General features: G+C 57.2%; 23 protein-coding genes and 1 pseudogene. 10 read left to right on the top strand and 14 right to left on the bottom strand.

Going from position 1 to position 26,193, the window contains the following annotated elements:
• Positions 1-13 precede the first annotated feature (13 nt).
• The 5 genes from xni to queF all read right to left on the bottom strand — a co-directional run bounded on the left by xni (position 14) and on the right by queF (position 7,507).
• Complete coding sequence (gene xni / locus ACTG20_RS17695) at positions 14-826, bottom strand: flap endonuclease Xni (RefSeq protein ID WP_194496552.1); 813 nt, start codon at positions 824-826, stop codon at positions 14-16.
• A gap of 135 nt (positions 827-961) precedes the next feature.
• Positions 962-2,317 carry a nucleotide 5'-monophosphate nucleosidase PpnN gene (ppnN, locus tag ACTG20_RS17690; RefSeq protein ID WP_005338611.1) on the bottom strand — a complete coding sequence of 452 codons (1,356 nt, stop codon included), beginning with the start codon at positions 2,315-2,317 and terminating at the stop codon, positions 962-964.
• 148 nt (positions 2,318-2,465) lie between these two features.
• The gene (locus ACTG20_RS17685; RefSeq protein ID WP_194496551.1) at positions 2,466-4,082 is read right to left on the bottom strand and encodes a GGDEF domain-containing protein; all 1,617 of its coding nucleotides are present in this window, start codon (positions 4,080-4,082) and stop codon (positions 2,466-2,468) included.
• An 83-nt stretch (positions 4,083-4,165) separates the two neighbouring features.
• Positions 4,166-6,448, bottom strand: coding sequence for a tetratricopeptide repeat protein (locus ACTG20_RS17680; RefSeq protein WP_439987854.1), 2,283 nt, complete (start codon positions 6,446-6,448; stop codon positions 4,166-4,168).
• 210 nt (positions 6,449-6,658) lie between these two features.
• Complete coding sequence (queF, locus tag ACTG20_RS17675) at positions 6,659-7,507, bottom strand: NADPH-dependent 7-cyano-7-deazaguanine reductase QueF (RefSeq protein WP_368173696.1); 849 nt, start codon at positions 7,505-7,507, stop codon at positions 6,659-6,661.
• A gap of 204 nt (positions 7,508-7,711) precedes the next feature.
• Between queF and syd the strand changes: the two genes are divergently transcribed.
• Complete coding sequence (syd, locus tag ACTG20_RS17670) at positions 7,712-8,260, top strand: SecY-interacting protein (protein WP_110303304.1); 549 nt, start codon at positions 7,712-7,714, stop codon at positions 8,258-8,260.
• Between the two features lie 92 nt (positions 8,261-8,352).
• Here the strand turns inward: syd and ACTG20_RS17665 are convergent, their stop codons facing one another.
• The 5 genes from ACTG20_RS17665 to ACTG20_RS17645 all read right to left on the bottom strand — a co-directional run bounded on the left by ACTG20_RS17665 (position 8,353) and on the right by ACTG20_RS17645 (position 11,285).
• Entirely contained in the window at positions 8,353-9,138 is a 786-nt protein-coding gene (locus ACTG20_RS17665) for a Zn-ribbon-containing protein (protein WP_194496548.1), read from the bottom strand.
• A gap of 3 nt (positions 9,139-9,141) precedes the next feature.
• A complete protein-coding gene (locus tag ACTG20_RS17660) occupies positions 9,142-9,438 on the bottom strand; it encodes a hypothetical protein (RefSeq protein ID WP_194496547.1) in 297 nt (98 codons plus the stop codon).
• An 84-nt stretch (positions 9,439-9,522) separates the two neighbouring features.
• Positions 9,523-9,759, bottom strand: a complete 237-nt coding sequence (locus ACTG20_RS17655; RefSeq protein ID WP_005338602.1) for a DUF2789 family protein — start codon at positions 9,757-9,759, stop codon at positions 9,523-9,525.
• Between the two features lie 74 nt (positions 9,760-9,833).
• Positions 9,834-10,133, bottom strand: coding sequence for a DUF3301 domain-containing protein (locus ACTG20_RS17650; protein ID WP_005349738.1), 300 nt, complete (start codon positions 10,131-10,133; stop codon positions 9,834-9,836).
• A gap of 111 nt (positions 10,134-10,244) precedes the next feature.
• Complete coding sequence (locus ACTG20_RS17645; protein ID WP_040067970.1) at positions 10,245-11,285, bottom strand: DUF3549 family protein; 1,041 nt, start codon at positions 11,283-11,285, stop codon at positions 10,245-10,247.
• A gap of 276 nt (positions 11,286-11,561) precedes the next feature.
• Between ACTG20_RS17645 and ACTG20_RS17640 the strand changes: the two genes are divergently transcribed.
• From ACTG20_RS17640 to ptsG, 6 genes are all read left to right on the top strand, one after another.
• Positions 11,562-11,897 carry a YqcC family protein gene (locus ACTG20_RS17640; RefSeq protein WP_005338596.1) on the top strand — a complete coding sequence of 112 codons (336 nt, stop codon included), beginning with the start codon at positions 11,562-11,564 and terminating at the stop codon, positions 11,895-11,897.
• Entirely contained in the window at positions 11,894-12,667 is a 774-nt protein-coding gene (gene truC, locus ACTG20_RS17635) for a tRNA pseudouridine(65) synthase TruC (RefSeq protein WP_194496546.1), read from the top strand. The genes ACTG20_RS17640 and truC overlap by 4 nt, the downstream gene beginning before the upstream one ends.
• A gap of 90 nt (positions 12,668-12,757) precedes the next feature.
• Entirely contained in the window at positions 12,758-13,198 is a 441-nt protein-coding gene (locus tag ACTG20_RS17630) for a flavodoxin (RefSeq protein WP_194496545.1), read from the top strand.
• Positions 13,199-13,740: 542 nt separating this feature from the next.
• The gene (locus ACTG20_RS17625) at positions 13,741-15,054 is read left to right on the top strand and encodes a maltoporin (RefSeq protein WP_005349751.1); all 1,314 of its coding nucleotides are present in this window, start codon (positions 13,741-13,743) and stop codon (positions 15,052-15,054) included.
• 91 nt (positions 15,055-15,145) lie between these two features.
• Entirely contained in the window at positions 15,146-16,117 is a 972-nt protein-coding gene (locus tag ACTG20_RS17620) for a MalM family protein (protein ID WP_194496544.1), read from the top strand.
• Positions 16,118-16,540: 423 nt separating this feature from the next.
• Positions 16,541-17,971 (top strand): PTS glucose transporter subunit IIBC, encoded by a 1,431-nt coding sequence (gene ptsG, locus ACTG20_RS17615; RefSeq protein ID WP_005338586.1) that lies wholly within the window; start codon positions 16,541-16,543, stop codon positions 17,969-17,971.
• 270 nt (positions 17,972-18,241) lie between these two features.
• On the opposite strand, the gene ACTG20_RS17610 is transcribed toward ptsG, so the two are convergent.
• From ACTG20_RS17610 to map, 4 genes and pseudogenes are all read right to left on the bottom strand, one after another.
• Positions 18,242-18,625 (bottom strand): DUF3461 family protein, encoded by a 384-nt coding sequence (locus tag ACTG20_RS17610; RefSeq protein WP_005338583.1) that lies wholly within the window; start codon positions 18,623-18,625, stop codon positions 18,242-18,244.
• A gap of 127 nt (positions 18,626-18,752) precedes the next feature.
• Positions 18,753-19,578, bottom strand: a pseudogene (gene dapD / locus ACTG20_RS17605) (2,3,4,5-tetrahydropyridine-2,6-dicarboxylate N-succinyltransferase).
• A gap of 174 nt (positions 19,579-19,752) precedes the next feature.
• On the bottom strand, positions 19,753-22,389 hold the full coding sequence (gene glnD, locus ACTG20_RS17600) for a bifunctional uridylyltransferase/uridylyl-removing protein GlnD (RefSeq protein ID WP_115521377.1): 2,637 nt from the start codon (positions 22,387-22,389) through the stop codon (positions 19,753-19,755).
• A gap of 85 nt (positions 22,390-22,474) precedes the next feature.
• Positions 22,475-23,263: a type I methionyl aminopeptidase gene (gene map / locus ACTG20_RS17595; protein ID WP_005338579.1), complete on the bottom strand. Its 789-nt coding sequence runs from the start codon at positions 23,261-23,263 to the stop codon at positions 22,475-22,477.
• Between the two features lie 371 nt (positions 23,264-23,634).
• On the opposite strand from map, the gene rpsB reads away from it, so the two are divergent.
• The 3 genes from rpsB to pyrH all read left to right on the top strand — a co-directional run bounded on the left by rpsB (position 23,635) and on the right by pyrH (position 26,155).
• Positions 23,635-24,363 (top strand): 30S ribosomal protein S2, encoded by a 729-nt coding sequence (gene rpsB / locus ACTG20_RS17590; protein ID WP_134320722.1) that lies wholly within the window; start codon positions 23,635-23,637, stop codon positions 24,361-24,363.
• Positions 24,364-24,467: 104 nt separating this feature from the next.
• Complete coding sequence (gene tsf, locus ACTG20_RS17585) at positions 24,468-25,349, top strand: translation elongation factor Ts (RefSeq protein ID WP_005338578.1); 882 nt, start codon at positions 24,468-24,470, stop codon at positions 25,347-25,349.
• A 71-nt stretch (positions 25,350-25,420) separates the two neighbouring features.
• On the top strand, positions 25,421-26,155 hold the full coding sequence (pyrH, locus tag ACTG20_RS17580; protein WP_005338577.1) for a UMP kinase: 735 nt from the start codon (positions 25,421-25,423) through the stop codon (positions 26,153-26,155).
• Positions 26,156-26,193 lie beyond the last annotated feature (38 nt).

Raw genomic sequence — 26,193 nt, 5'->3', positions numbered from 1 at the left:
TTTGTTCGGCACTTTAGTCTGGCTGGGGCGGGTAGCGAATGTCCCGCAGGTTGAATCCCAGCGGAATATCCTGCTGCAAGCGTACCAGCCGCTGGGCCAGCAGGGCCTCATCCTGATGTTGGCGCAGCTTGATCAGGGGCTTGGCGGCATCCTCTTGCTGACAGGCTTCGAGCATGGCTGCCAGATTGCCATATTGCTGCAACAGCTGGGTGGCGGTCTTGGGGCCGATCCCCGGAACCCCCTTGATATTGGAACCGCTGATACCGGTCAGGGCCCAGAAGTCGACCAGCTGAGCAGGGGCTACCCCATATTGCTGCTGGACGAAGGCCGCATCCAGCCAGCGCTTGTTGAAGTAGTCGCGCACCCGGATCTGCTGGCAGATCAGTTGGCAGAAGCCCTTGTCGGTGGAGATGATGGTCGCCTGATGGCCATGGCTGGCGATGCCGCAGGCGAGAGTGGCGATAAGGTCATCTGCTTCATCGGTCTCGGAGAGCAGGGCATCGACCCCGCACTCCCAAAAGGCATCCTGCAGGGTCGCCAGCCCTTCACGCAGTTCGGGGGGCATGGGAGTTCGCCCCTCCTTGTAGGCCGGATAGACCTCTTTGCGCCAGCTATGCACCTCGCCATCGCTCTCTCCGTCAAAGATCGCAATGACATGGGTTGGCTCGCTATTGGCCAGCAGCTTGCGGCAGGTATTGATAAGGTTGGCGCGGGTGGCAACCAGCGCCTGGGCAGGGGTCAGTGCCTGCTGGGCCTGTACCGCGTGCAGACGGCGAATGAGGTTGAGGGCATCGATGATGAGCAGGTGTGGCCGGATAGTTGACATGGGGCACTCTTGGCGGTCGGGACGCCCCATTGTAACAAACCACTCGCCTTATGGGGGATTGATGGCGGTCGGGAAGGCATAGCGCCAATAAAGAGGGGCGCCGATGCGCCCCTCTGTCGATGATGTATCTGTACCCTAGCGGACGATTTCGTAGCAGGGCACATATTGGCTGCCCGGCAGCTTCATCCGCTGCTGCTTGACGAAGCTCTCCAGCAGTTTGTCCATCAGGTGCATCAGCTCCTTGTCGCCGTGCAACTTGAAGGGGCCTTTCTTCTCGATGGCGCGAATGCCCCCTTCCTTGACGTTGCCGGCGACGATGCCGGAGAAGGCACGACGCAGGTTGGCCGCCAGCAGCTGGGGGGGCTGGTTGCGGTGCAGATCCAGACTGGCCATGCTGGCGTGATCCGGCTCGAAGGGGAGCTGGAACTCCGGTTCAATCTTGAGGGACCAGTTGAAGGAGTAGGCATCGCCGACCGATTTGCGGTATTCGCGGATTTTTGGCATCGCCTCCTTCATCACCCGGGCTACTTCCGGCGCATCGCCGACAATGATCCGGTAGAGCTTGGTCGCCGGTTCACCGAGGGTCGCCTTGATGAAGTCGTCGATGGCACGGAAGTAGTCGGCACTCTCTTTCGGGCCGGTCAGGATGATGGGCATCGGCTGCCGCTCGTTGGCCGGATGCATCATGATGCCGAGCAGATAGAGCAGCTCTTCGGCGGTGCCGACCCCCCCCGGGAAGATGATGATGCCGTGGCCGAGGCGTACGAAGGCTTCCAGCCGTTTCTCGATATCCGGCAGGATCACCAGCTCGTTGACGATGGGGTTGGGCGGTTCGGCCGCGATGATGGAGGGCTCGGTCAGGCCGATGTAGCGCCCGTTGCGCACCCGCTGTTTGGCATGGCCGACGGCGGCTCCCTTCATCGGGCCCTCCATGGCGCCAGGGCCACAGCCGGTACAGATGTTCAGCTCACGCAAGCCCAGCTCGCTACCCACGGCACGGGTGTACTGGTATTCGATCTCGTTGATGGAGTGGCCACCCCAGCAGACGATCAGGTTGGGATCGGCGCCGGGCAGGATCACCTTGGCGTTGCGCAGAATGGCGAACACCACGTTGGAGATGTGAGTGGAGTTGGTCAGATTGACCTGGCGGTTGGACTCGAGCTGATTGGAGACATAGAGAATGTCGCGCAGCACCGAGAAGAGGTGCTCCTGAATGCCGCGAATGATCTCGCCATCGACAAAGGCGTGCTCGGGGGCATTGAACAGTTCCAGCTTGACCCCGCGCTCGCGCCGGATCACATGAATATCGAACGATTTGAAGCGCTCCAGGATCTCCTTGGAGCTGTCGGTATGGCTACCTGAATTGAGCACTGCCAGCGAGCAGTTGCGAAACAGTTGATAGATATCGCTGGAGGCAGTCTGCTTGAGGCGATCCACCTCGAGCTGTGACAGCAAATCCATGCTGCCGACGGGATTGATGTGCGTAATCATAGGTTCCCCTTTACTCACTTGTTATCGTTGTGTTTTTCCCTGGGGAGAAAAGGGGACGCTATGTTGCATCCCCTGAGATCGATAGTAGTGGTAACAGAGGGTGGAGGGAAATAGGGCGACGACTGTTCGCTGTTTTTTTAGCCGCTTGTCAGGCCAGTGTCACTTGATCCCGACCGGTGTGCTTGGAGTGGTAGAGCGCCTTGTCTGCCCGTTCAAACACATCTGACGGGTTGTCCCCATCCTTGAACAGGGTTGCGCCGATGGAGATGGTGATCTCCACCTTGGCATCGCGAAAACGGAACGGGATGCTCTTGATGGTCTGGCGCAGTGTCTCCAGCGGCTTCTGGAACTTGTCCGGGTTGATGTTGGGCAGCAACACCACGAACTCTTCCCCACCAAAACGGGCGATGAAATCTGTGTCACGCAGCGCGCTCTGCAGCGCTTTGGCGACCACTTTCAACGCCTTGTCACCCGCCATATGGCCGTAGTTGTCATTGATGTTCTTGAAGTGATCGATGTCGATGATCGCCATGCAGAGCGGAGTGCGGTAACGAAGCCAACGTTTGTACTCCTGCTCCAGCCGTTCATCGAGGGCGGCCCGATTGTGTACCTGGGTCAGGCTGTCTAGGAACAGCTTGTGTTTTTGAATGGTCAGCCGCTTCTTGTACTCGGCGGTCTCCTCCTTCATCAAGCGCAGCTTGGACTCCATGGTGGAGAGGCGGGTAAGCAGGTGACGTTCCCGTGCTGCGGTACTTTCCCGTTCTTGAAGCAGCAGGTTGATGGCGCCCATATGGCCGGAGATGGCGCGCTTGAGCGCATCGATGGAGTTATGGCTGGCCAGGGAGTGATCGATCGCCTGCAACTCGTTGACCAGCGCCTCACGGGTCTCGCGGGTTTCGTTTTGCAGCGCACGCCCCTCATCGAGGGATTCGGTAAAGCCGACATGTACCGCGGACAGGCTCTCGTTGAGGGAGCTGAGAAAGGCGCGGGAGGCTTTACGCTCCTCACGGGTGCCTTCGATGATGAGCTCGATCACCTGCAGGCAGGTTTCCGCCAGCAGGGCAGGGTTGATCCCGATCAGCAGCTGGCGGCGAATGTCGCTCAGGCTCTCGCCGATGGCGCCGGCAAAGTCGAGTTCGGTGATAAGCCGCTGCAGCTCATCGGCGATGCGAGCGTGATCCTTTAGATCAAACGGGTCTACATCGGGCTGGCCATCGTTGCTGGCAGTATCGCTTTCTTGTTGAGTTGCACTTGACGGTGTCAATAGGGGCTGGCTTGGCAGCAGCTGGATCTTGATCGCCTGCTGGTAGAACTCCAGCAGCTTGATCACCTTCTTCTGGTGATCGGCAATGCCGTAACCGACCGGACTTGCCAGAAATTCCTTGAGGGACTTGCGGGTCTCTTCCGGGAAGCCCTTGATGGTTTTCAGCTGTTTGGAACCAAGCTCGATGGCGGTCTGGGTCAGGGTGATCGACTCTTCCAGCGCATTGCTGTGCTGCTGCAGCAGTTTTTCAATGGCCAGCAGGTCGGCGTCCAGCGAGGTAAATGCGGGATTGTTATCCAGTTTCTGCTTGAGCTTGGCGAAGCGATTGTCCAGCTCGCGGTCGAAGCCACGGCAGGAGAGCATCAACTTGTTGATAAACTGGATGCCGCGAGCACGCTCTGCATCGGAAAACGACAGCACGCCGTCGAGTTCCAGCTGTTTCTGCTGAAGGGATTCCCTGAGTCTTGCCAATTGTCCTGCTACGGCAGCGATGTCATTCATTATCAGGTCGCCCTGTTGTCATTATTGTTTTTGGTGTTGGATAGCAACAGTGGTCGAACCTGGTTTCGATCCTCGCCTGTTATCTACATTATTTCCTGGTGGTTATCGGCTGCCGGCTTCCTTGCAAGGCTGGGCCAATTAACCCATTGCTTTTCATGAGAAGAATTGACTTTTACTAGTCCCTTGTCAATTGCCATCAGGCCGCATTGCCACACATCTCCATTAAAAAATGCTGCTTGTTGGCAATCGATCGCCGCGAGCTCCAACCAGGCGTTTTGCTGGCATTTTTCACTGAGCTGAATGGCTCCCGACAGGGCGAGATAGCAGAGGTCAAACAGGCCATTGTGATCGAGCGCGGTCGCCGCCTTCGGCAGGAAGGGGTGACTGACAATCCCGAGGCTGATCTGGCGATCCAGCGGATAGTTGCAAGGGAAGGCGGCGATGGCGGTCAGCAGGTCTCCCGCCAGTTGATGCAGGTTGGTGACGTGGCGTTGTGGCACCACATAGAGCATGTGTCCTTCACGCAAGTCATAGATACGGCCATCTTGCGGGGTCAGGGTGTCCATATAGGCACCAAAGGCCTGCTCGATTTCTCTGCTGGCCTGATAGCCGTGGCGCTCCAGCGTGTTGACCAGGAAAGGCACACGGAACAGCAGATAGTGCAGCTTGTCATCGAACTCGCTGGAGGGTTGTTCACTGAGGTACCAGCGATCCGATTTCAGCTGGCGCTTTGCCATCTCCCGCGGCCAGCGGTTCATCAGCCGCTGCCAGTTGGCCAGCCCCGAGCGTGGCTCGATCAGCAGGGCCTCATTGGTCCGTTTCAGTTGCAGGCGGGCAGTTCGCAGCTTGAGCCAGAGGGTGAAGAAGAGGTAGATAAAGAGCGCCAGCAGCAGGCTGGTGGTGATGCTCGACCAGAGATAGCGCTCCTGCTGATGTTGGCTGTTGTTAAGCCGCTGCTCCAGCTCCTTGATATGTTGTACCCGCTCGACCTGAACATAGTTGTCTCGGATCGCCGCCTGCTCCATGGCTTGCTCCTGCTGGCGCACCTCTTCGCCAAGACGGTGGAAGCGCTTGTAGCTGTCGAGAGCCTGACGCAGATACCCCTTCTGCTCATAGGCCAGCGACAACAGGCGGAATACCTCGTACTGACGGCGGGTATCGCCGAGCTGATTGGCCAGCGCACGGGCGTTCTCCAACTGCAGAATGGCGATGGCGGCCTCCTGCTTCTTCAGATAGAGCTCGCCGAGCAGCAACAGGGTATCGATCAGCGGCTCTTTGGCATCGCCCAGCTCATGGGACTGACGGGCCGCATTGAGGTAGTTGCTGGCCAGCGAGAGGTTGCCGCTTTGCAGGTAGGTCTTGCCGATTTCGTATTTGAGCAGGGAGGCCTGCGGTCGGTTGCTCCCTTCATCGAGCAGATCCAGCGCATTGAAGAAGTAGACCAGCGCCATATTGAGGTCGCCCTGCTCGCGGTTGAGTCGCGCCAGCACCATCAGGGAGTCGCACAGCAGGGAGGGGTTGCCGATGGAGTGGAAGTAGTTGGCCGCCTCATTGGCATACTGCAGCGCTTTCTGGGGCTCCTGCTCCTGCTGGTAGAGTTTGACTATCTGGTTCGACAGCAGGCCGAGAAAGAGCGGGTCATTGAGGCTTTTGGTCTGTTGCTGGGCATCGATATATTCCCCCAGCGCCAGTTGCGGCTGCTGCAGCGCGCGATAAAGATCGCCGCTGATGGCGCTGACCCAGGCACTGGCGAGAGGATTGGGGGTCTTGGCGGCCCAGATCCGCGCATCTGCCAAGTGGGCCTTGGCATCATCGAAGTGCTGGTTCTCGATGTCGTAGCTGGTGCGTTGCAGGCGGCCATAAATCTGGAGCTGGCTCTGCTTGAGCGTGGGGACGGCCAGCTGTTCGTCCAGTTGATCCATCAGGGCGCGGCTGGTGCTCTGGTTATCCGGTTTGAGGGCCTGACTGCGTATCTTGAGATAGAGGCCGTGGGCCTTGAGTTCCGGTTGCCGCTCTTTGTCTGCCAGCGCCATCGCCTTGTCGAGCGCTTGCTGGGTGGCCTGATATTGGCCCAGTTGCAGCAGACACTCCCCTTTGAGCAAGTGGGCGCCTATGGTCTGGGCCGCCGTGCTGTAGCTCAGGATGGGTTCGCGATAACCGAACTCCTGGCGATTGCTGATGATTTGCTGGGGATTATTGGCTGCGCGCGTCAGGAAGGCGGTGGTGATCTGGACGCATCTGGCAGGATCGGTCAGTACCATCGATTGCGCTTGTTGCAGATCGATAGAGAGTTGCTCCTTGTCCAGATCCAGATTCGGAGCTGACAGGGAGGACATCATCATGGCCAGAAAAAACAGTTGATTCATTGGATTAAGGACGGCGCAGAGGTGTTGGCATGTTATCCAAGCCCCCCCCTGCGAGTCCAGCGTTTACTGTGGTTTGCTGGTGGCCGGCAAGTGGGTTTCGTCTGGATTTTATTATCCAGCCCCCTTATTCCAGCTGCATAAAGCATCGATTGAAACCTTTTTGCCAGTCATGGAGGGCAGTGCGACTGCCCTCTCTGTCGCAACTCGACTTTATTGGCGGATCAGACGCAAGTTGGCGGGCACGGCTTCGAAATCGGAGCGGAACGGGTTGATGTCGAGGCCGCCGCGGCGGGTATAGCGGGCATAGACGGTCAACTGCTCAGGCTGACAATAGTGCTTGAGGTCGATAAAGATCCGCTCGATGCACTGCTCGTGGAATTCGTTGTGCTGGCGAAACGAGATGAGATAGCGCAGCAGCTTCTCCCGATCGAGTTTCGGCCCCTTGTAGCGGATCACCACAGAGCCCCAGTCCGGTTGGCTGGTGACCAGACAGTTGGATTTGAGCAGGTGGCTGTGCAGGGTCTCCTCGACCAGCTCGCTACCGGCTGCCCCTTGCAGCAGGGACGCATCAAACTCGTAATTGTCTACCTCGATATCCTGCTCATCGATGCACTCGCCGGGCAGCTGGGCAATCTGGTGCGGCGCCTTGTCGAGGGGGAACAGGGTCACCTTGACGATCTCACCCGCACAGGCGCTCAGATCCTTGGTCAGCATGGCGGCGACTGCCTCGATAGAGTCGCAACGGGTCTGGTTGAAGGAGTTGAGGTAGAGCTTGAAGGATTTGGATTCGATCAGGTTCGCACTGGTGGCCGGAATGGCTACTTCACCCACCGCCACCATCGGCTTGCCCTTGGCGTTGAGCCAGGAGAGCTCATAGAGGGTCCAGACATCGCAACCGCTAAAGGGGAGATCATCGCCCAGCTTGAGATCATCCCGGTTCAGGCTACGTGGAACCGGCTGCAGCAGGGAGGGGGAGTACTGGCTGATGTAATCGGATTGCTGGCCCAGGCTCAGGCCGGTCAGGGCGCTGGCCCCGGCGTATCTATCTTGTTTGCTCACAGGGTTGCTCACGTAATGTGCTCATGATGAGTTGAATGAAACGGGCCATTGCAGGGCCGGATGGTTGCAGCCGTTTGGCTTGGGCGTCGGCCTCTCTGTATCCCGTGTTCTGTTTCCCGGGTCGCAAGGTCGGCTGGCAACCTTGTCTGTTACCGGGTTTGGTGGTGCAATAGCGGACTTTGCCAGCAATTGTGGGGATTTTCGATGTCGGATCAAGTTTTGTCTGCCCTGGAGCACTTTTTTGCCCGCTGGCAACGGGATGGCGAGGCCAGACGAGGCCTGCCCCTGTGCGAGTGGGAGGCGGACTGGCGTTCCCCCTGCCAGCTTGGTGAGCCCGCCGATGGTCGGGTGGCCTGGCGCCCTCACCAGCGCTCCGAGCCCGCCGATTTTACGGCCATGGCCGATGCCCTCGAGCTGATAATTCATCCCAGCGCTATCGCCCTGTTCGGGCACTGGTTCAGCCGCCCCATCCCCTGCCTTTTCAAGGGGCTGCGCCTTGAACTGATCCTGCCGTGGAACGACGCGGATCTCGACCTGCTCAAGGAGAACCTCATCGGCCACCTGCTGATGTTGCGCAAGCTAAAACGAACCCCCTCCATCTTTATTGCCACCACCCGCAACGAGATGACGCTCATCTCGCTGGATAACGAGAGTGGTCAGGTGTGGCTGGAGTGGCTCGATTCCGGCCGCCGTCTGACGTTGGCGCCCTCCTTACCGGCGTTTCTGGAACGGCTTGAGACGTTGCCGCAATAGCACCTGCTCGAGCCAAGGTTACCCATCGGAACGAAAAGAGCCTTGCCATGCGGCAAGGCTCTTTTTTATGGCATCGCGTACAGGGAACGCGCTTAATCCTTGAAATCCCAGGAGAGGTTGGAGACCAGACGGCAGCTGTCGCACTTGAAGTCGAAGATCTCGTGCAGTGGCGCTGCCAGCGCCCACTGACCGCCACAGCTGGGACAGGGGCGCGCCTTCTCCTCGGCGGCGCTCAGCCCGCCCACCCGATAGAGGTAGTAGTAGGTGGGGATGCCGCTCAGCACTTCCAGCCGTTTGGCCAGATCGCTGCCGCGCCGGTAGAGGCGGCTGCCCACTTCGCCGATTTCGTGCAGCGCCGCATGTTCGGCGATGGAGCCGTTCATCTGCAACTGATCGCACGCCTCCCAATCCTCCTGCCACTTGATGATCTGCTTCTGATCGCCGTTGGCGACTGCGGGCAGTTGGTAGAGTGGAATGGGGGCGAAGTGGTCGCCACAGCGCAGCGGCGAGCAGGTGTGTAGGAAGCTGGTGTAGAGCATCATCCAGCTCGGCCGCTCGCCCTGTGTGCCACAAGGGTCGGTGCTGTCGGAGAGCAGATCCGCCCCTTGCAAATGGAGTTTGGGCGCCAGCAGCCCGGCCTGATTGAGCTGCTGTTCGGCCAGCTTGACCTGATCGCTCTGGTTGTCCGGATGCAAACTATCCTGCTCCGGGCAGACCACCCGACTGACGAAATAGCCGTCGTGCATGCTGGTGGGGAACTCCCGCCCGAGGATCTGACCCTGATAACGCAACATGTCGAGGTAGTTGACGATGGCCCGCTCGGCTTCGCCAAGGGAGGTATCGCGGTAACACTCAAAGCAGAGTTCGACGATATACATGGTTCAGCCTTGCCCCTGCTGGAGGAGCAGGTCGGTCAGGCGATCCACCTTCTGTTCGATGCGCGCGAGCTGTTTGGCGAGTTGCTGCAGGGTGAGCTCCGGTGCTGGCTGAGGGGCTGCCTCTTGCTGGATCTCGCTCTCGGCGGCCGTGACGGGCTGCTGCTTCCACTGGCTCAGCACTTTCAGCAGCTCGGCCATCGGCACGGGCTGGGTGAGGCGGGCCTTGATCATGGCGGTGGTGGGCGTCAGGCCCTTGGCGGCCAGCTCGTTGGCAATTCGGATGATCTCGTGGGCGGACATAAGCATGCTCTGGGTGAGAAGGAGGGATCGATATCGGGGCGGGATCTTAACCAAAGCCGGCAGGGGAGGAAAGGGGCGGGCGGCTTAGCGGGGCTGGCGCAGCATCACATCGAGCTGGTCGATCGCTTCACACCAGTCGGAGTCGTTCCACAGGGCATCGCGCAGAAAGCTGGCCTGGGCGGCGTTCCAGAAACCGGCCTCCGGCAACAGGGTTTCATTGTCGAGGTGATGGTCGTGCACAAAGCGGTGCAGGCTCAGCTCGTCGTTGGCCATTCCGAGCTGGGCAAACAGGGCTGGCAGATCGTGGACAAGGGGTTCCATCTCGTCTCTCCCTTTGTTTAATCCCTGAGATTATAGACAGGCACAGCCATCGGGCGCAGAGACGAGATTGGAGATCAGGCAGAGGGGATGCGATGGGGGGGCAGATCAACGCCGACGACGTGCAGCCCCTGCATCTTGAGGGTGCCCTGATAGTGGCTCTCGCCATCGCTGGAGAATTCAAACTGATAGTGGGTCAGCAGCCGCAGGGGATTATGTGCCAGCTCCCGCCGATGGCGAGCCAGTGACAGCAGTTGCAGGTCATGGTGCTGGCAGTAGCGGCGCATGTATTGCCAGGCCACTTCTGCCTGTTGGCGTTGCAGCCAGAACAGGCCGGCAATCGCAATCAGCAACAAAATTCCGAGCATCTCTCCCATAGGCGGGCTTCCTTATCGTGATGTCGATAACCGGGAGTCCTGCTCGGTACTCCCGATCTCCTTTTCTATTTCCCGCCGTGTTGCCTCGTGGCGTGAGGGTGAGGCGAGGGGTCAGGCCGAGGCGAACAGACGGCCGATGGCCTTGCCCAGCGCATCGCTGCGCTCGGGGTCACGCAGTCTGGCCAGCATATCATTGCGCAGGGCCGGTAAAGTGACCAACTCGGCAAAAACCTGATTGAAGAACTGGGTCGGTTGCAGTGCCAGTTGTTCCAGATAGTGGCTGAGCAGATTGGCATCTTTCAGATCGGGCCAGAGCCGGCCGGCGATGGCGAGCAGCAGCGCAGGGCTCGGCTGGGTTTGCAGCAGGGTCAGCAGCTTGTTGGTGCGCAAAGTGCTGCCGGGGCAGGAGGCCATGGCGCGGCAGAGGTAGGCCAGGGTCTCCGGGTTGGGGGCGGCGCACTCCTGCTCCTTGCCGATCCGCTCGAGCAGGGCGCCTTGTACTGCTGGCGGCAGCGGGGCGTTTTCAAGGCTCTGGCAGAGGGCATAGAGCGGCTCTTGCGGCAGTTTGGGCAGCGCCTTGCAGATCAGCGCCAGATTGCGCTCATCATGCAGCCGCTCCGCAAGGTCGGCAAAGCCCTGCAGCCCCAGCGTCTGCCAACCGGTGTCGTTGGGGGCGGCCAGATAGTGGCAGAGGGCATCGTAATAGGCAGAAGGGGCCTGCTCCAGTTGTCGCGCCAGCTTGGCATGCAGACTGGCCATCTTGGCCTCCGCCGGGCGGAAGGTGTAGGGATTGTCGGCCAAGCGCTGGGCTTTCTCTTCATCCAGATCGCCGGTGAGCTTGTAGCCCAGGGTCTCCACCACCTGATCCATGAACAGCTTGGGGCCATTTGACATCAGCAGGCCGCGCTCATCGAGGGCAAACTTGAGGAACCAGAGGTAGTGGCGAGACTCGCTCGGCTGGAAGAAGTGCACACCCAGCCAAGCGTGCTGTTGCAGCGGCCAGGGATAGGGCTCTTGCTGCTGTTCGATGCGCACAAAAGTATCGCTTGCCAGTGGCCGCACCTGGCGGCCCATGTCAAACAGCTGGAACTGGGTGCCAGCCTGAGTCAGAAATTCGGTCAAGGTATTGATGGCAGTAGGCGTCGCAGACATGGTGAGATCCGGCTAATGGTGATGCGGGCCGATTATAAGGCCCTTGCCGAGGATAGCCAGTGGCAGCAGACGCGCGTTGCGGCAGATATCAACATGGCAGCCATGCGGGGGGAGGTGTATAGTATCGCCCTTTTTTAACGGCGGCAGGCCGCGCTGGCTGCCGTGTATGTCGATGACCCGGCTGAACCGCCGGTGCTGTGCGACCGAATTTATTTGCATCCTGGCTGACCCTGTCGGGTCAGCGGATCAATTTGTGGTTATGAGGAAGAGAGCGAGATGAATCAATATTTGCTGGTAGCTGGCCTGTTGGGGGAACTCACCGCCGAGTTGCAGCGCCTTGAGCGCTGGCAAGCTGACCATCCCGGTGACGAAGCCCTGGCAAGCACCCTGCCTTTTTGTGTCGATACCCTGAGCTTTGATCAGTGGCTGCAGTTCGTGCTGATCCCGCGCATGGAGCAGCTGGTGATGTTGCAGGCGCCGCTGCCGACCAGCGTCTCACTTTATCCCATGGCCAGCGAAGTCTACAAAGAGGATCTGGCCGAAGCAGAAGCGCTGCTGCGCCTGATCGCCCGCTTCGATCTGCTGCTTTCCGGCAAAGTGATCGAACAATGATGCCAGATCAAACCCGAGAAGAGAGTGACTTGAAGCTGACCCTGCTCTATCAGGATGAGTGGCTGGTGGCGGTCAACAAACCGTCTGGTCTACTGGTGCACCGCAGCTGGCTCGACAAGGGTGAGACCCGTTTTGCCATGCAGATGACCCGGGATCTCATCGGTGGTCGCCATGTCTATCCGGTGCATCGCCTCGACCGTCCCACCTCAGGCGTGCTGCTGTTTGCGCTCGATCCGGTGACTGCCCGCGCACTCACCGAAGCCTTCACCCAACGTCAGGTACACAAGGAATATCTGGCTCTAGTGCGGGGCTGGGCGCCCGAGCAGGGGGTGATCGACTATCCCCTCAAGGAGCAGCTGGACAAGATTGCCGATGCCATGAGCAACCCGGATCGTCCGGCGCAGGATGCCGTCACCACCTTCCGGCGCCTGCATCAGGTCGAGCTGCCCCACGCGGTCTCCAAGAAGCACCCCACCAGTCGCTACAGTCTGGTCAGATTGTTCCCGAAGACCGGCCGCAAGCATCAGCTGCGCCGTCATATGGATCACCTGTTCCACCCCATCGTCGGGGATACCACCCACGGGGATGGCCGCCACAATCGTTTCTTTCGCGAGCACTTTGGCTGCGAACGGCTGCTGCTGGTGGCCCGCACCCTGAGCTTTACCCATCCTGTGCTCAAGGTGCCGATGCGGATCCAGGCGCCGCTCGGTCAGGATGTGCTGCGCCTGTTTGCCGAGCTGGGCTGGCCCGCCAGCGAGAGCGACTACTAAGCGCCTGATCCTCAGCCCTGAACCGGTGGCATCTGACGCCAGCTTGCTGATAGAGTTGTTCAAAAGAGTGACTCAAGCAGGGAGAGGAGAATGGCGCAGATCGATATCGTGGTAGGAACTGTCTACGGCGCAGCCATGCTGGTGGCCGAGACCTTGGCAGATGAGCTGGAACGCAAGGGGCATCACTGTTCTCTGCACGAAGAAGCACGGCTGGCGGACATAGACCCCGGCCGTTTTTTATTGCTGGTCAGTGCCACTACAGGACAGGGGGACATTCCTCCCAATCTGCAGCCCTTTGCCAGCGAGCTGGCTGACAAGGCGCCCTGGCTCAAGGGGCTGCGGTATGCCCTGATTGCCATGGGGGACAGCAGCTATGACCATTTTTGTGGCGCGGGCCGTCGGCTGGACGGGTTGCTGCAAGAGCTGGGCGCCACGCGAGTGATCCCCCCGCTGGAGCTGGATGCCACCGTGCACGATGAACCCGAACAGGTGGCACTCACCTGGCTGAAAAAGTGGGATATTCAGCCCTGAATATTCTCTGAAATAGAGCCATATCAATCCCCTGATCCTTAACCGACAGGGGATTGTTATTTGCACAAATGTCATCTCACTCAGCAAGCTTATTTCCCACGCTTATTGTCGATAGTGGCGGAGGGATATTTTCCCCTTTTGGCATTCCATCGGCGTAATGGTTTCAAACGCACCGCAGACCCGTCGTCCAAATAAAAGTTCAATCTTGAAAGCGATCTCAGTCATGTTTTTGTCATTCGATCGTAAAATAACGACTTTGGTTCAGTCGCGAATTAATTGCTGGTAACGCTTTCAGGTTTGCTTTAATTGCTTGTTTTGTTGTTTTGTTGGTCATACATTGCCTTTTTTGTCGGTTTTTTACCTGCTTGTGTTGTGGCGATCGTTTGCCGAGCGATTTGTCGCCATTTTGTGAGTCGCTTCATATTTGTCGTGAAATACGCTCCCTATAATCAACCTCGGTTATCACCAACAGGATTACATGGTGATAAGAAGTTGAATATTCAGGATCACACTCCTCACTGCGGGAAATAAGGAATATGACAATGAAAATGAAGTGGCTCCCGATTGCAGCAGCTGTTACTGCCGCCCTGGCTTCCCAAGCCGCCTTTGCCGTAGATTTCCACGGTTACTTCCGTTCCGGTGTCGGTGTTTCCGGCGACGGCGACATGGTTAAATACAACGTCAATAAAGTTGGCCGTCTGGGTAACGAAAATGATACCTACGGTGAAGTGCAACTGGGTCAGGAAGTATTCAACAAAGATGGCAAGACTTTCTATGTTGATTCCATGTTTGCCATGGCTTCCAACGGTTCAAACGACTGGGAAGGTACCGGTACTGTTTGTAACTTCGATGCCAAACAGTGCAATGGTGATTCTGACTTCGCTCTGCGTCAGTTCAACGTACAAGCCAAAGGCTTGCTGAACTTTGCTCCTGAAGCAACCCTGTGGGCTGGTAAGCGTTACTATCAACGCCATGACATCCACATCTCCGACTTCTACTACTGGAACATCTCCGGTGCTGGTGCTGGTATCGAAGGCATCCAGGCTGGTCCGGGTAAAGTCTCTTTCGCATGGGTACGTAACGACCGTAGCGCAAAAGACGTGTTCGGCGAGTACACCAATACCGGAACCAGTGCAGCTCCAAACTACGTGAAGAACGAAGATCTGAACGTAAATACTCTGGATCTGCGTTATGCCGGCATCCCGCTGTGGACCGATGCCTCTCTGGAACTGGGCGTGGATTACGCTCTGGTAAATGAAACCAATGATCAGAAAGCACTGAAGAAAGATCCGCAAGATGGCGTTATGCTGACTGCTGAACTGACCGCAGGCATCCTCGGTGGTTTCAACAAAACCGTGCTGCAATACGGTACCGAAGGTTACTCCAAGACTATGGCTTTCTATGGCGATGGTTCCTGGTACGGCGCTGAAGCCAAAGACGGTGCTGATGGTTTCCGTATCATCAACTGGGGCGTTGTTCCGATGGGCAACTCCTGGGAGATGGGTCACCAGCTGGTTTACGGTGTAGGCAACGAAATGTGGGATGGCAACGACAAGTACGAAACCATGTCCGCTGTTATCCGCCCGATGTACAAGTGGGATGACTTCAACAAGACCATCTTTGAAGGCGGCTACTTCAAGGACAACAATAAGTCTACCAATGGCAGTGAAGACAAAGATGCTGGCTACAAGCTGACTCTGGCACAAGCCTGGTCTGCCGGTTCCAGCTTCTGGGCCCGTCCGGAAATCCGTGTGTTCGCCTCCTATCTGGCTAACGACGAAGACAAGAAAGTCTTCGAAGGCAATACCTCCAAAGACACCTACCAGTTTGGTGTTCAAGCAGAAGCTTGGTGGTAAGCAAAAGTTTAAGTTAAGTTAGTGACTGCCCCCTTATGGGGGCAGTTTTGTTTCGCCGGATCACGGCCACCGGATTATGGAGATAAGAAAAATGAAACGGGTAAAGATGTCTATTGCAGCCGTAATCACTGCGCTATTAACCGGTTGTGCCGGAAACATGGTTGTTCCTCTGCAAGAACATGGCTCGATCTTGAGCGATGCAGATCAAGCCAAGCAAGCGTTGGCCAAAGCCTCAAGCTGCTGTGTGGCGTTTAAAGATTTCAGTTATGCCCCCTTGCCTGAAGGTGAGACCTTGCTGGCCATTGATGGCAAGCAACCCACTTTTCAGTTTGATGAGGGGATGAGTTACTTTGCTGCTTATCGCCTGCCGACCAACACCGGCAATCTGGCGATCAGCCTGGCATCACAGGTGAGTAAAACCGTGATGGTGCCCAAGGTCATTATGCTGGATGCCGAGTTCAAGGTGACTCGGGTCCTGGGTGAGTCAGTATTCAGCTATCAGCCTGCTCACTTGCTCGATAACGACCGTATCGAAGGACGTGTTTTTGTTGACCGCAGCATACCTGGCAACCCGGCCAGCGAAACATACATGATCGTTTATGCGCCCGCGGATAAGCTCTCAGGCAGCACAACGATCCTGCATCCATCAAAAGCATTTGCTCGCGCTAATGGTACCGTTGAGCCTGATATCAAGGATCCGGTGATCCCGCACTCCCCGTGGGGCTTGGTGCAGATCAAAGTCAAAGATATGGCCCGTGGAAGTGGTCTTGAAGCGGTATTCAAACCAGAATATGCCGACAAGGTGGCTATGAGCCAGGGTCAGCAGGTTGCCGCGATAGCGACTACCGCAGCGGTTACCACAACTGCAACAGCTGCGGTCGCAGCCAAACCTGCTCCTGCTATGCTGAGTGAAACAGAAGCCTTCTATCAGAGCCAGATCGAAAAAGCTGTCAAGGCGGGGGATATCGACAAGGCGATGAAGCTGGTGAACGAGGCCGAGCGTGCTGGTTCAACCAAGGCAAAAAGCGTGTTTATTGATGCGGTCAAGCGCTCGCAAAAATAGAATAATACGCCCCTTTGCTGGTCAGATATATTTATTGAGGCCTCCCTTGTTGGAGGCCTTTTTAATCGGTAGACTGTAATAAATAAAAACCACGCCGTTACATTGAGTTACAATTGGTTGCCGTTTGATGTAAACGGCATTATTAAAATACAAAGTGAAACTGCTATTTATATGTCTTTGTAATAGAGTGATAGTGCGGATTATTAACTTATATTAGACGCGTTTTTTAGCCGCTAAACAAGTTGTGATCTTCCCTCCAAATTCAATATTCCCCCGCCTTCGAAAGCAGCAATTTATGACCCGCTGGGTTATATTCTGATGGTCAAAATAAACAAGCCCGACTCGAAGATATCTGAATGAATCAGTGCTTATTTCATCCAGATAGATCGTTCAGGGACGACAATCCATTCAGGAGCGCACACAATGTTCAAAAATGCTTTCTCTAATCTGCAAAAGGTTGGTAAGGCGCTGATGCTGCCAGTATCAGTCTTGCCAGTCGCAGGTATTCTGCTGGGGGTGGGTGCTGCCCACTTCAGCTGGATGCCGGAAATTGTCTCCCAATTGATGGAGCAAGCCGGTGGTTCTGTATTTGGCCAGATGGCCCTGCTGTTCGCAGTGGGTGTTGCTCTGGGCTTTACCAATAACGACGGTGTATCCGGTCTGTCAGCCATCGTTGGCTACGGCATCATGGTCGCAACCCTGAAGGTCATGGCACCTGTGATGGGTGTTGAAACCATCGAAACCGGCGTGCTGGGTGGTATCCTGGCCGGTGGTATCGCTGCCTGGGCGTTCAACCGTTTCTACAAGATCCAGCTGCCAGAGTACTTGGGCTTCTTCGCGGGCAAACGTGCCGTACCCATCATCACCGGTTTCCTCTCCATCGGTCTGGGTGTGATCCTGTCCGTGATTTGGCCGCCAGTGGGTGGCGCCATCGGTGCCTTCTCTGACTGGGCTGCCAACCAGAACCCGGTACTGGCCTTCGGTATCTACGGCGTGGTTGAGCGCTCCCTGATCCCGTTCGGTCTGCACCACATCTGGAACGTACCGTTCTTCTATCAGGCTGGTACCTGCGTCAACGGTGCCGGTGAAACTGTTCACGGTATCATGACCTGCTTCCTGACTGCTGATGACGCGTCCCGCGCTGCCGGTAACGGCTTCGGTCAGCTGGCTGGTGGCTACCTGTTCAAAATGTTCGGTCTGCCTGCTGCTGCGTTCGCCATCGCTCACGCTGCCAAGCCGGAAAACCGCGCCAAGATCGTTGGTATCATGGCCTCTGCTGCCCTGACCTCTTTCCTGACCGGTATCACCGAGCCGATTGAATTCTCCTTCCTGTTCATCGCTCCGGTTCTGTACGCAATCCACGCTGTACTGGCTGGTCTGGCTTATGTGCTGACCAACTCTCTGGGTATCGTACACGGTCACACCTTCTCCAACGGCTTCATCGACTTCGTGGTGCAATCACCGCGTGCCGACAACATGCTGCTGCTGGTTGGTCTGGGTCTGGTTTACGCGGCCATCTACTACGTGGTATTCAGCTTCGTTATCCGTGCCATGAACCTGAAAACCCCGGGTCGTGAAGACGAGACTGCTGAAGAGGCCGTTGGCCAAGGCAAAGACGAAATGTCTGCTGCTCTGGTTGCCGCCTTCGGTGGTAAAGAGAACATCGCTTCTCTGGATGCCTGCATCACCCGTCTGCGTGTTGGTGTGAAAGATGTGGCCAAGGTTGACCAGGCTGGTCTGAAGAAACTGGGTGCTGCCGGTGTGGTAGTGGCTGGTTCCGGCGTTCAAGCCATCTTCGGTACCAAGTCCGACAACCTGAAAACCGACATGGACATCTGGATGAAGAGTAACTAATTCTGTTGCCTGAATATCAGCGTGTTTGAAGAGGGAGGCGAAAGCCTCCCTCTTGCTATTTGTGGTTGCTTGTAGCGTGTCTCGGGGCTTGGCAGGGGTTGTGTTTTCCAAGGGGCGATATGTAACGGGTTGCCCAATGGTGGCCCAACAGCACAAGGTGGTGTGCTCCGCTCACCTTATCGCACGGCATTGCCAGATAACTCCATAGCCCCATAAAGCCAGCCAATAAAAAGAGCGCCACCAGGGCGCTCTTTTGTCGAGTCGAGGGGATTAGAGTTTCTCCAGATCCCGTTCGATTTCGCTGATCTTGTTTTGTACCACTTTTTCCAGATGGCGCAGGTCGCGCAGGATCTTTTGCTTGATGTCCGGGTCGGCTTGCTGATGGACGCCCTGGGTCAGGTTGTCCAGCTCATCCACCACATATTTGAGGTTGGCGTTGATCTCGGTGACATCCTTGTACTCATGGGTACCGGAATCGACCAGCATGGTTTTGCGCTGGCGGGGATACTTGAATTTGACACTCTTGGCGAAGAACTCGCCTTTCTGCTTCTTGAAGTAGATCTTGAGGATGTCGTGGTTGGCCTCCTGGCGCAGGGTATAGCTGTCGACGGAGGCGGGATCCTGGATCCCCAGGCTCTTCAGATTCTCGTACATCAGGCTTCCTCGGTTTGAAACGATCCTGTCCCATCCATCTTAACCGATGCCTCATGGCTTGCCTGTGACAGGGGCGCCAAAATCAAAAGGGCGCCATAAGGCGCCCTTTTCATCACAGCAATGCTGATTACTCGTCGATGGAGCGCAGCAGAGCGTTGATGCCGACTTTGGCGCGAGTCTTGGCATCCACCTTCTTGACGATCACCGCCGCGTAGAGGCTGTACTTGCCGCACTTGGAGGGCAGGGAGCCGGAGACGACCACGGAGCCAGCCGGTACGCGGCCGTAGTGGATCTCGCCGGTTTCACGGTCATAGATGCGGGTGGACTGGCCGATGAAGACGCCCATGGAGATGACGGAACCTTCCTCGACGATGACCCCTTCAACCACTTCGGAGCGGGCACCGATAAAGCAGTTGTCTTCGATGATGGTCGGGTTGGCCTGCAGCGGTTCCAGTACGCCGCCGATGCCGACGCCGCCGGAGAGGTGAACGTTCTTACCGATCTGGGCGCAAGAGCCGACAGTGGCCCAGGTATCGACCATGGTACCTTCGTCAACGAAGGCGCCGATGTTGACATAGGAGGGCATCAGCACGGTATTGGGGGCGATAAAGGAGCCTTTGCGGGCTGTTGCCGGCGGCACCACGCGCACACCCGCTTCCTTGAACTGCTCGGCGGTGTAGTTGGAGAACTTGAGGGGAACCTTGTCGTAGTACTGGGCATCGTCGCCCTTGATGATGCCGTTGTCGTTTATGCGGAAGTAGAGCAGTACCGCTTTCTTCAACCACTGATGGACAACCCACTCACCGGCGATCTTCGGCAACCCGTGCCTTGCCAGAGTCCAGCAGCTCGATGACTTGCAGGATGGCGGACTTGGTGGCGCTATCCACGGAGCCCGGAGTAATGGTGTCGCGGCGCTCGAAGGCCGCTTCAATGATCTGTTGCAACTCGGTCATGACAGGTTTCCTTTAAAAAATTCTGTTTGTTGTATCACACTTTTCCGACTGTTTTTAAGGGGGTGACCGGAATTCTTCCGGCCAGCGACCATTTCTTCATCCGATGTGCGCCAACCAGTTGTTTGGTATGGCAAAAAACGCCCGACAATCAGCCTCTTTCGAATCACTCTTCGCTTAATCCAGTACCGACTGCTGGGGATTGAGCTGGTGTACTAGTCGCTCTTCCAGCTGTTTTTGCTGCTCGGCGGTCAATGGTTCGCCATCGAGGCTGGTCAGGCTGAAAAAATCCTCGACCCTCTCACCGAAAGTGGCGATTTTGGCGGCGTGCAGCGACAGCCCGCACTGCTGGAAAACGGCACCGATCCGCGCCAGCAGGCCGGGGGTATCGAGGGCCGTCAGCTCCATCAGGGTGTGACGGCTCTCCCCTTTATGAGGCAGGAAGACTACCCGGGTCGGTACGCTGAACTGGCGGTGGCGCCGCGACAGCGGCTTATTGCGCAGCACCAGCTTGCCAGGCTCCTGCAGCGCCTTCTCCAACGCCTTCTTGATGGTGGCGGTGCGGTTGGGGCTGATGGGTTCGCCGCTCGGCTCCAGCACCACGAAGGTATCGAGCACATAGTTGCTGCGCGAGTTCATGATCTGGGCATCGTGGATGTTGAGGTTCTTCTGATCCAGCGCCGAGGCGACGGTGGCAAACAGATTCGGGGTATCGCGGCAGTAGATAAATACCTCGCTGCCGCCGCGGGTCGGGTGTTTGCCGATGATCACCAGCGGAGCCGGATTGTCGCCATGCTCGATGATGTGGCGGCAGTGCCAGGCGATCTGTTCCGGGCTGTGACGCAGGAAGTAATCGGCCTTGAAGTCGCCCCAGAGCTGGTTGATTGCCTCTTCCGATACATCCCGTTGCGCCAGCAGTTGCTTGGCCTGACGCTGGTTTTCGCGAATGCGCAGCCGCATGTCGGGCGGGTTCTCCAACCCCTGGCGCAGCGCCTTCTGGGTGGCGAAGTAGAGCTCCCGCAGCAGGGTGCCCTTCCAGTCGTTCCACAGGGTGTCATTGGTGGCGCAGATATCGGCCACGGTAAGGCAGTAGAGCAGGTCGAGATGCTGCTCGTCGCGCACCTTCTGGGCAAAGTCGGTGACCACGTCGGGATCGTAGATATCGCGGCGCTGGGCGGTGACCGACATCAGTAGATGGTGGCGCACCAGCCAGGCGACCAGTCGGCTCTCGTAGCGATCCAGACCGTGCAGCTGGCAGAACTCCAGCGCATCGACGGCGCCGAGTTCCGAGTGATCGCCGCGCCGCCCCTTGGCGATATCGTGGAACAGGGCGGCGATGCTGAGCAGCTCCGGTTTGCGCAGCCGGGTGAAGACCTCGTGGCAGAGCGGGTGGCTCTGGCGACTGGCCGGATTGGGGAACTGGTGAATGTTCTTGAGCAGCCGATGGGTGTGCTCATCCACCGTGTAGGCGTGGAACATGTCGAACTGCATCTGGCCGACGATCAGGTTCCATTGCGGCAGATAGGCGGCGAGGATGCCGTATTTGTGCATCAGGGTGAGCGGCAGGCCGATGCCGTTGGGGTGGCGCAGCAGCGCCATAAAGAGGCGGCGGCAGTCAGGCAAGTCCTGCAACCAGCAGTTGAGTTTGCGGCGCGCCTCGCGCAGTTGGCGCAAGGTGGCCGAGTGGATGCCCGCAATCTCGGGATGCTGAGCCATCTGATAGAAGAGGCGCAGGATGGCGGCCGGTTCACGGCTAAACAACTCCGCATCCACCGCATCGATGAGGCGGCCACGGAGCTGGAACTCGTCGGAGAGGCGGCGCACATCCATGGCTGTGTTGCCGAGGATGGCTTCGTCAAACAGCTGCAGCAGCATCTCGTTGAGCTCGGAGACCCGCCGTACCGTCTGATAGAAGCGTTTCATCATCTGCTCGACCGGAGTGTTGCCTTCCCCCTCGAACCCCAACATCTGGGCCACGGTGCGCTGGCGATCGAACAGCAGGCGGTTATCTCCCTTGTTTATGGCCATGTGCAGGGCGAAGCGCACCTTCCAGAGAAAATTCTGGCAGTCGAGCAGCTCGCGGTACTCGGCGCGATTGAGAAAGCCGTGGCTGGTCATCTCGAACAAGGTGGTGGCGCCAAAGTGGCGGCGGGCGACCCAGGCGAGAGTTTGAATATCCCGCAGGCCACCCGGATTGCTCTTGAGATCCGGCTCCAGCTTGTAGGCGGTACCGAGAAACTGCTGATGGCGCTCCGCCTGCTCTTGCCGTTTGGCGCGAAAGAAGGCTTCGCTCGGCCAGAAGTGCTGGGGGCCGGTGGCCTCTTTCAGTTGCCGGAAGCCCTCCTGGCGACCTGTGATGTAGCGGGCCTCAATGAGGTTGGTGGCGACAGTGATATCGGCGCGCCCCTGCTCAAGGCACTCCGCCACGTTGCGCACCGCCTGACCCACCTCAAGCTTGAGGTCCCACAGCAAGGTGATGAACTCGCCGATGCGCAGTCCCAACACCTCGTCCAGTTCGTCGCCGTCATAGAGGATCAGCAGGTCGATATCGGAGTGTGGGTGCAGCTCGCCGCGACCATACCCCCCCACAGCGATCAGGGTCAGATCGCTCTTGTCAAAGCCGAACTTCTGCCACAACCGGCAGAGCAACTGATCCATGTACTCGGAGCGGGTGGCGACCAGCTCTATGATGTTGTCGCCGGCATCAAAACGGGCGTGCAGCCAGCCGAGAAAGCGGCTCAGGTACTCTTTGCAGTTGTCGCGAGTGAGCTGATCATCGGGTAACAAATGGGGGGAAAGCAGGCTGGCGTCCATGGCATCTCACACACAGTGGCAGGCAAATGGCTGAAACAGAAGTAAAAACCCCGGCGCTTTGGAAGTTCAGGGCCGGGGTTCGATGTTAGCTGTGTTTGATGAAGCGGTCGATAGTGTCATCGGGGCGCAGGGTGAGCACCTCGCAGCCATCCTCGGTCACCAGCAGGGTGTGTTCCCACTGGGCGGAGTCGCCGCCATCCTTTGTGGTTACGGTCCAGCCATCCTTCGGATTGACCTTGCAGTGATACTTCTTGCTGTTGACCATCGGCTCGATGGTGAAGCACATGCCCGCTTTCAGCTCCAGCTTGCCACTGTTGCGGTAGTGGAGGATCTGCGGCTCTTCGTGGAACTCGGCACCGATACCGTGACCGCAGTAGTCACGCACCACGGAGAAACCGGCCTTCTCGACGATGGGCTGGATGACGGCCCCAATCTCGGTGATGCAGGCACCCGGGCGCACCTTCTTGATGGCAGCGTAGAGGCTCTCTTGCGCAACCTTGCAGAGCTGGCGGCGCAGCGGGGTGGTCTCGCCCACGATGAACATGGCCGAGGTATCACCGTGGTAGCCATCCTTGATGACGGTGATATCCAGGTTGATGATGTCGCCATCGCGCAGCTTCTTGTGATTCGGGATACCGTGGCAGATCACATCGTTCACCGAGGTGCAGATGGATTTGGGGAAGCCGTGGTAGTTGAGCGGAGCTGGAACCGCCTGTTGTACGTCGACAATATAGTCGTGGCAGAGGGTGTTCAGTTCGTCAGTGGTGACGCCAGCTTTGACATGGGGCGCAATCATGACCAGCACATCGGCGGCCAATTGGCCGGCAACGCGCATCTTTTCAATCTCTTCCGGTGTCTTGATTTTAATGGACATGGGATCTCTCTTGCGGCCTGCCGCTAGGCCTGCGAGGGCAGACAGGACAGGTAATGAAAAATAGATGCGTTTGCAATCAGGGCAAAATTTTATCCGCAACCCCCGCGTACTTCCAGTGTGATTGTCATCACAACGTCAAATCGGCGTCGCAGCATCCTCTGGCGGGATCCATATTTACACCTGTTTAGGGTGTCGGCCGGTGGTGTCCTGAACAAAGTTATGGTATAAAGCGCGCCGGAATGGGGAACTTGCGTCCCGATTTCATCACCCTTACTTAAACAACACACACACATCGACACATATGCCGGGGTGCCTTAACGGGTCGGTTATATGGGATGTGTGGAGGCCTAACCCCAATACAGAGGTATAAAATGGCTAAAGTTTCTATGCGCGACATGCTGCAAGCCGGCGTTCACTTCGGTCACCAGACTCGTTACTGGAACCCGAAAATGAAATCCTACATCTTCGGTGCCCGCAGCAAAGTTCACATCATCAACCTGGAAAAAACCGTTCCGATGTTTGACGATGCCATGAACTTCATCAGCTCCGTAGCTGCCAAGAAAGGCAAGGTACTGTTCGTTGGTACCAAGCGTGCCGCGTCTGAAGCCGTAAAAGAAGCCGCTGAGCGTTGCGAGCAGTTCTATGTAAACCACCGCTGGCTGGGCGGTATGCTGACCAACTGGAAAACCGTTCGTCAGTCTATCAAGCGCCTGAAAGATCTGGAAACCCAGAGCCAAGACGGTACCTTCGACAAGCTGACCAAGAAAGAGGCGCTGATGCGTACTCGCGAAATGGAAAAGCTGGAGAAGAGCCTGGGTGGTATCAAGAACATGGGCGGCCTGCCTGACGTTCTGTTCGTTGTCGATGCCGACCACGAGCATATCGCTATCAAAGAAGCCAATAACCTGGGTATCCCGGTAGTTTCCATCGTTGATACCAACTCCAACCCGGACGGCGTTGACTATGTCATCCCGGGTAACGACGACGCTATCCGTGCCGTACAGCTGTACCTGAATGCTGCTGCTGACACCGTACTGGAAGCTCGCGCTCAGGACATCGTTGTTCAAGCCGAACAAGATGGCTTCGTTGAAGCTGAGTAATTGATAAGGACTGTAAAGCCCTTATTAACCAAGCTGATGTAATTGGTTAGCAGGGGCCCTTGTGGCCCCTGTTTCTTGTCAATTCAAGACCGAGGATACTGGACATGGCTAACGTTACTGCCGCCCTGGTAAAAGAACTGCGCGAGCGCACTGCCGCTGGCATGATGGATTGCAAAAAAGCACTGGAAGAAGCTGCTGGTGATATCGAGCTGGCAATTGAGAACATGCGCAAATCCGGTCAGGCCAAAGCCGCCAAGAAAGCTGGCCGTATCGCCGCTGAAGGCGTTATCTTTGCTCGCACCGAAGGCAACGTTGCCGTCATGATCGAGCTGAACAGCGAAACCGACTTCGTCGCCAAAGATGCCAGCTTCATGGCAATGGGCCAGAAGATCGCTGACATCGCTGCGACCCAGAAAATTGCTGACGTTGACGCGCTGAAAGCCGCTGACTTCGGTAACGGCGAATCCGTCGAGCTGACCATCACCAACCTGATCGCCAAGATCGGTGAGAACATGAACCTGCGTCGCGTGATGCTGGTTGAAGGTGACAACCTGGGTACCTACGTTCACGGTTCCCGCATTGGTGTTATCACCAAGCTGACCGGTGGTTCTGCCGAGCTGGCCAAAGATCTGGCCATGCACGTTGCTGCCAACAGCCCGCAATTCGTCAAGCCTGAAGACGTGTCTGCTGAAGTCGTTGCCAAAGAGCGCGAAATCCAGATCGACATCGCCATCAACTCCGGCAAGCCGAAAGAGATCGCCGAGAAGATGGTTGAAGGCCGCATGAAGAAGTTCACCGGTGAGGTTTCCCTGACTGGCCAACCGTTCGTGAAAGATCCTTCCATGACCGTTGCCGAGCTGCTGAAGAAAGAAGGCGCTGACGTTGTTTCCTTCACCCGTTTCGAAGTGGGCGAAGGCATCGAGAAGCAAGAGACCGATTTCGCTGCTGAAGTTGCAGCCCAAATCGCGGCCGCTCAAAAGGCCTAATCGAACCGGTTTTTCCGTTTCCCCAGACCGCGACTTATGTCGCGGTCTTTATATGACCAGGAATCAGTGACATGAGTACCAATCCCAAACCTGCATACAGACGTGTTCTTCTGAAGTTGAGTGGTGAAGCCCTGCAAGGATCCGAGGGTTTCGGCATTGATCCCGCGGTGCTGGAGCGTATGGCCCAAGAGATCAAGGAGCTGGTTGAGTTGGGTGTTCAGGTCGGTCTGGTCATCGGTGGCGGCAACCTGTTCCGTGGTGCCGGTCTTGCCAAAGCGGGCATGAACCGCGTGGTGGGCGACCACATGGGTATGCTGGCAACCGTGATGAACGGTCTGGCCATGCGTGATGCCTTGCATCGTGCTTATGTGAATGCCCGTCTGATGTCTGCCATCTCCCTGCAGGGTGTCTGTGACTCCTACAGCTGGGCCGAGGCAATCAGCCAGCTGCGTGCTGGTAAAGTCGTTATCTTCTCTGCCGGTACCGGCAACCCCTTCTTCACTACCGATTCTGCGGCTTGCCTGCGCGGGATCGAGATCGAAGCCGACGTGGTGCTCAAAGCCACCAAGGTTGATGGTGTATACAACGAAGATCCGGTCAAGAATCCGGATGCCGTGCTGTATCATGAACTGAGTTATGATGAAGTTCTTGAAAAAGAGCTCAAGGTGATGGATCTTGCTGCCTTTACCCTGGCACGTGACCATGATCTGCCGATCCGCGTGTTCAACATGAACAAACCGGGTGCCCTGCGCCGGGTTGTCATGGGTGAACCGGAAGGCACTCTGATCCACCACGTTGGTAAATAAGATAAAAGTGAGCCACCTGGCGCTCTTATCCTATCCAT

Source organism: Aeromonas sp. 84A (assembly GCF_051919345.1).
GTDB lineage: Bacteria > Pseudomonadota > Gammaproteobacteria > Enterobacterales > Aeromonadaceae > Aeromonas > Aeromonas veronii.
This window is presented reverse-complemented; position numbering and strand designations above follow the sequence as displayed.